Origin of the sequence: Sphingomonas segetis, from assembly GCF_009720245.1 — a bacterium.
Lineage (GTDB): Bacteria > Pseudomonadota > Alphaproteobacteria > Sphingomonadales > Sphingomonadaceae > Sphingomicrobium > Sphingomicrobium segetis.
In genome coordinates this window covers 1-4,799 of the sequence record NZ_WJSQ01000179.1, presented here as the reverse complement: position 1 = coordinate 4,799, position 4,799 = coordinate 1, and the positions used below count along the sequence as shown (strand labels likewise).

Annotated in this window: 5 protein-coding genes, 1 tRNA gene and 1 pseudogene; 4 read left to right on the top strand and 3 right to left on the bottom strand. The window is 67.2% G+C overall.

The window, feature by feature from the left end; all coding sequences use genetic code 11:
- From GH737_RS15435 to GH737_RS13025, 4 genes and pseudogenes are all read left to right on the top strand, one after another.
- Positions 1-218, top strand: a pseudogene (locus GH737_RS15435) (uroporphyrinogen-III synthase); the annotation flags it as partial.
- Positions 215-1,030, top strand: a complete 816-nt coding sequence (locus GH737_RS13035; RefSeq protein WP_155265233.1) for an MICOS complex subunit MIC60 — start codon at positions 215-217, stop codon at positions 1,028-1,030. The pseudogene GH737_RS15435 and the gene GH737_RS13035, both read left to right, overlap by 4 nt.
- A gap of 127 nt (positions 1,031-1,157) precedes the next feature.
- Entirely contained in the window at positions 1,158-2,288 is a 1,131-nt protein-coding gene (locus GH737_RS13030) for a serine hydrolase (protein ID WP_155265232.1), read from the top strand.
- The gene (locus GH737_RS13025) at positions 2,257-2,898 is read left to right on the top strand and encodes a prolyl hydroxylase family protein (protein WP_155265231.1); all 642 of its coding nucleotides are present in this window, start codon (positions 2,257-2,259) and stop codon (positions 2,896-2,898) included. The genes GH737_RS13030 and GH737_RS13025 overlap by 32 nt, the downstream gene beginning before the upstream one ends.
- Here the strand turns inward: GH737_RS13025 and GH737_RS13020 are convergent, their stop codons facing one another.
- The 3 genes from GH737_RS13020 to GH737_RS15430 all read right to left on the bottom strand — a co-directional run.
- On the bottom strand, positions 2,899-4,338 hold the full coding sequence (locus tag GH737_RS13020) for an NAD-dependent succinate-semialdehyde dehydrogenase (RefSeq protein ID WP_155265230.1): 1,440 nt from the start codon (positions 4,336-4,338) through the stop codon (positions 2,899-2,901).
- 53 nt (positions 4,339-4,391) lie between these two features.
- Positions 4,392-4,466, bottom strand: a tRNA-Gly gene (locus GH737_RS13015).
- 46 nt (positions 4,467-4,512) lie between these two features.
- A partial coding sequence (locus tag GH737_RS15430) for a hypothetical protein (protein ID WP_196233171.1) occupies positions 4,513-4,799 on the bottom strand: 287 nt, incomplete at its 5' end.

The window sequence follows — 4,799 nt, the reverse complement described above, 5'->3', positions numbered from 1 at the left end:
CGGACGGCGCCGTCGCGCTCGTCCATTCGCCGCGCGCCGGACGGCGCTTTGCCGATCTGGTCCGCGAGCGCGGGTCCATTGCCATCGCCGCGATCAGCAGCGCCGCCGCCGAAGCCGTGGGCAACGGCTGGCAAAAGGTAGAAACGGCGCTGGAGCCCACCGACGACGCGCTGCTGGCCCTCGCAGCGCGGCTGTGCAACAACCCGCCCCCGGAATGAACGGCACGCGAACGGGAATGGGATGGGGCGCGCGGCTGCTGATCGCGCTCGTCCTGATCGTCGCCGGCGCCGCGGCCGCGGTTTGGGGCCTTGCGCATTACCAGCCTGCCGCACGCTTTCTCGGCGTCGTTCCGGGACAGCAGCAGCCGGTGATGCTGGCGCCTCGGCCCGTGGTCATGAACCCGCAGCGACCTCCCGCCACGCAACCGCCGCAGCGGGCGCAGTCTCCAGCAGACGAGCAAAAGATCGCCGATCTCGAGAGTCGCGTCGCCCGAGTCGAAAATGCGACCGCGCGCGCTGAGGGATCGGCCGGCCGGGCTGATGCCCTCGTGGTCGCATTTGCCGCGCGCCGGGCGATCGATCGCGGTGTCGCGCTCGGCTATCTTGAGAACCTGCTCGTCGACCGCTTCGGCGCGCAGCACCAGGCCGCGGTAGCGACGATCATCACCGCCTCGCACGACCCGGTGAGGCTCGACGACCTGATTGCGCAATATGACACGCTGGGGCCCGAGCTTCGCCGGGGCGGACCACAGGACAGCTGGTGGACCAACTTCAAGCGCGAGCTTGGCTCCCTCGTCGAGGTGCATTCGGCGGAGAAGCCGGCGTCCAACGCCGCCGCGCGCTACGAACATGCTCGGCAGCGTCTTGAATCGGGCAATGTGAACGCGGCGCTCGCCGAAACCATGCGGCTCCCCGGCGCCGCCCGCGCCGCGGACTGGATCGCCAAGGCTCGGCGCTACATCATCGCACACCGCGCGCTCGACGAGATCGAATCGGCCGCGCTCCTTCCGACTCCGAATCCGCACGGCTGATCCCATTTTCGGTTGGCAAGCGACTCGGGCGATGCGAGTCTTCCGCTCGCACGCGCACAGCGCGGGTTCAGCTGCGATCGGCTAAGCATCTGGGGACGGGCGAAAGTTCGGGGGGAGAAGCGAAATCATGACGTCACTTGGGAAGGGCCTTGGAATCGGATTGGTGGTGATTGCCGCGGCGCAGGTCAGCGCTTCGGCCGCGACCCAGCCGCGCCATCATCCCAAAGCGGCCGTCACTCATCACAAGTCCGCCGCGGCCACGCCGCACAAGGCGTTCGCGAAGCCGGCCGCGCTCCCCGCTCCAAGGCACCTTGCCAACCGAATCGACGAACTCGGCCGCGGCTTTTCCGGACGAGTCGGAATCGCGGTAAAATCCATCGACGACGGGTGGGAAACCGGCTGGAGGGACAACGATCTCTACCCGCAGCAGAGCGTGAGCAAATTGTGGGTCTCGATCACCGCGCTCGACGCGGCCGACCGCGGCCGAATCGATCTCGATGACAAGGTTACCCTGACCCGATCCGACCTGACCCTCTTCCATCAGCCGATCGCCGCGGAAGTGCTCGATGACGGAAGCTACACGACCACGCTCGGCGACCTGATGAAACGGGCAATCACGACCAGCGACAATACCGCGAACGATCGCCTGATGCGGGCCGTTGGCGGCGCGTCGGCTGTTCGGGCAATGATCGCGCGGAAAGGGCTTGGCTCCATCCGTTTTGCCAACGGCGAGCGCGACATGCAGAGCAGGATCGCCGGTCTCACCTGGCGGCAGTCCTATGCGGTCGGCGGCAAATTCTTCGAGGCGCGCGACAAGCTTCCGATCAAGAAGCGCAGCGCGGCGTTCCAGCGCTACATCGCCGATCCTTATGACGGCGCGGCACCGAGCGCGATCGTGGACGCGCTCGCCAGTCTCAAGCGCGGCGAACTTCTGTCGAGGGCGTCGACCGAGCGCCTGCTCGACATCATGGGCCACACCCGCACCGGCCCGAATCGGCTCAAGGGCGGGCTTCAGCCCGGCTGGACGCTCAGCCACAAGACCGGCACGGGCCAGGAGCTCGGCGGCGTGCAGGCCGGCTACAACGACATCGGCATCCTTACCGCGCCCGACGGACGCAGCTATGCCGTGGCGGTGATGATCAAGAAGACCTCGACGCCGCTGAGGGTCCGCATGACCCTCATGAACAATGTCGTCGAGGCCGTGATCGAGCAGCACGACCGCGGCCATGGCGGAAACATCGCTTCCACGCGCCGCTAGCCCCGCTGCTCGGCTGGCCGGAACGCCGGGCGTCCAGCGGGTACCCACGCGCGAGCTCGAACTATTCATCGTCCGTGGTTTCCTTGACGGCGGAACCTGCGCCGCGCTGATCGAACGGATCGACGCGCGGCGGCGTCCTTCAGAGATTGCCGACGGCGTCGGCGTTGCCAATTACCGGACGAGCGAGACCTGCGACCTGGATCGGCGTGATTCGATCGTCAGCAACGTGGATCGCAGGATTTCGGCGCTGCTCGGCTTTCCATTGGGCAGCGGCGAGCCGATTCAGGGGCAGCGCTACGCGCCGGGTCAGGAGTTCAAGGCGCACACCGACACATTCGAGCCCGGCGGGTATGATTTCTACGTGCACACCGCCGCCGCCGGGCAACGCACGTGGACGGCGATGATCTATCTGAACCAACCGGACGAAGGCGGCGCGACCCGGTTCAAGAGGATCGGCAAGACGATCCAGCCGGAAACGGGCAAGCTCCTCGCCTGGAACAACCTGCTTCCGGACGGGCGTCCCAATCCGGCGACGCTTCACCAGGGCATGAAAGTGCGACGCGGGACCAAATATATCGTCACCAAGTGGTTCCGCGAACGCGGCGCATGATCACTCCACCGCGTTCGACCCGCCGCGGCCGAGCGGCTTCACATGTACCGTCTTGATGTTGACGAATTCCCGGATGCCGTAAGACGAGCATTCACGGCCGTAGCCCGAATGCTTGACGCCACCAAAGGGCGCGCGCGGGTCCGAGCGGACATTCTCGTTCACGAAGCTCAGCCCGGCTTCGAGATCCTCGGCCGCGATGCGGCGGCCGCGGTCGAGATCGGCGGTGAGCACGCCCGAACCGAGGCCGTACTCGCTGGCATTGGCGATACGGATCGCATCGCCCTCGTCATCGGCGGCGATGATCGCAGCCACCGGACCGAACACTTCCTCATCATGGGCCGGCTGCCCCGGGCGGACATCGCTCAGCACCGTCGCCGGGTACCAGGCTCCCGGGCGGTCGGGCACCTTGCCGCCGAGCAGAAGGCGCGCACCCTTGTCGATGCTTTGCGCCACCTGCTCGTGGATATGGTCGCGCGCCTCCACGCTGACCATCGGCCCGAGCTTCGTTTCCTCCCTCGTCGGATCTCCGATCGCGTAGCCGTTCATCGCTTCGACCAGCGCCTTTTCGAACCGTTCGAGGATCGACCGAACGACGATGAAGCGCTTGCCGGCGATGCAGCTCTGGCCGCCGTTCACCATCCGTGCGGTGGCCGCGACCTTCGCCGCGGCCGCGACCTCGACGTCCTCGAGCACGAGATAAGCGTCGGACCCGCCAAGCTCGAGGACGCATTTCTTGAGCACTGAGCCGGCTGCCGTCGCGACCGACCGCCCCGCAGCCACACTGCCGGTCAGCGTAACGGCTGCGACATTGTCGTCCTTGATCAGCGCAGCGACCTCGGAGCTCGGAAGAAGCAAAGTGCGGAACAGCTCGTTCGGCACCCCAGCTTCGTGCAGCACGTCCGCGATCGCGAGCGCGCAGCCGGGCACGTTGCTGGCATGTTTGAGGAGCGCTCCGTTGCCGGCCATCAGCGCCGGCGCAGCGAAGCGGAAAACCTGCCAAAAGGGGAAGTTCCACGGCATCACCGCGAGCACCACGCCGAGCGGGTTGAACGTTACGAACGCCTCTCCGCCGCCGATATCGACCGGCTCGTCAGCGAGGTAATGCGCCGCCTGGTCGGCGAACCAGTCGCAGTGCACGGCGCATTTGGCGATCTCGGCGCGGCCGTCGGTGACGGTCTTCCCGGTTTCCTCGGTCATCAGGCGCGCGAACTCGTCCTTTCGCGCGCGCAGGATCTCGGCGGCGCGGTGGATGATGGCGCTCCGCTCGCCGAAGCCGGTGCGCCGCCAGTCGAGGAATGCGCCGCGCGCCGCAGCGGCTGCCGCGAGCGCCTCCTCGAGCGAAGTTTCGTCGTAGCTCTTGCCCGACTCGCCCGTGACCGGATTGATCGTGTGTATTGTCCGGCCGGTGCCGGGGCGGGTGAGTTCAGCTTGCTCGGCCATGCGCGCCTCCTTGAGGAAGCCCCATAGGCCTCGGGCGGGCGCCGGCGCCAGCCTGGAGCGGGCGAAGGGATTCGAACCCTCGACCCCAACCTTGGCAAGGTTGTGCTCTACCCCTGAGCTACGCCCGCTCGGCCGGAAAGGCGGCGATTCATCGCCGCTGGAGCGGGCCCGCTATCAGCGCCCTTCGGGCTTTGCAAGCTCTTGCGGGCGGTAGAGCACCCACGAATCGCCCGTGATTGGAATGGTGATCGACGAATCGATCGCCACCATGGTGACCCCGCAGCGTGTGATGGTGCTCGGTGGAGGGGCAGACCAGCGCAGCTGCGCTGCCAGCAGGAAGTCGGCGGGATCGCAACCACCGGCAAAGCGCGCGCCATATCCCGCCCGCTCGGCCGCGACCGCGACGACCGCCTTGAGCCGTGGTGTCGTGAACGCGACGCGCGCGCCCGACGGCGACAGCG

Bases quoted from the DNA above. Each gene is read 5' to 3' on its own strand.
- GH737_RS13035 (WP_155265233.1), top strand. From the start codon at position 215: ATGAACGGCACGCGAACGGGAATGGGATGGGGCGCGCGGCTGCTGATC.
- GH737_RS13030 (WP_155265232.1), top strand. From the start codon at position 1,158: ATGACGTCACTTGGGAAGGGCCTTGGAATCGGATTGGTGGTGATTGCC.
- GH737_RS13025 (WP_155265231.1), top strand. From the start codon at position 2,257: ATGGCGGAAACATCGCTTCCACGCGCCGCTAGCCCCGCTGCTCGGCTG.
- GH737_RS13020 (WP_155265230.1), bottom strand. From the start codon at position 4,338: ATGGCCGAGCAAGCTGAACTCACCCGCCCCGGCACCGGCCGGACAATA.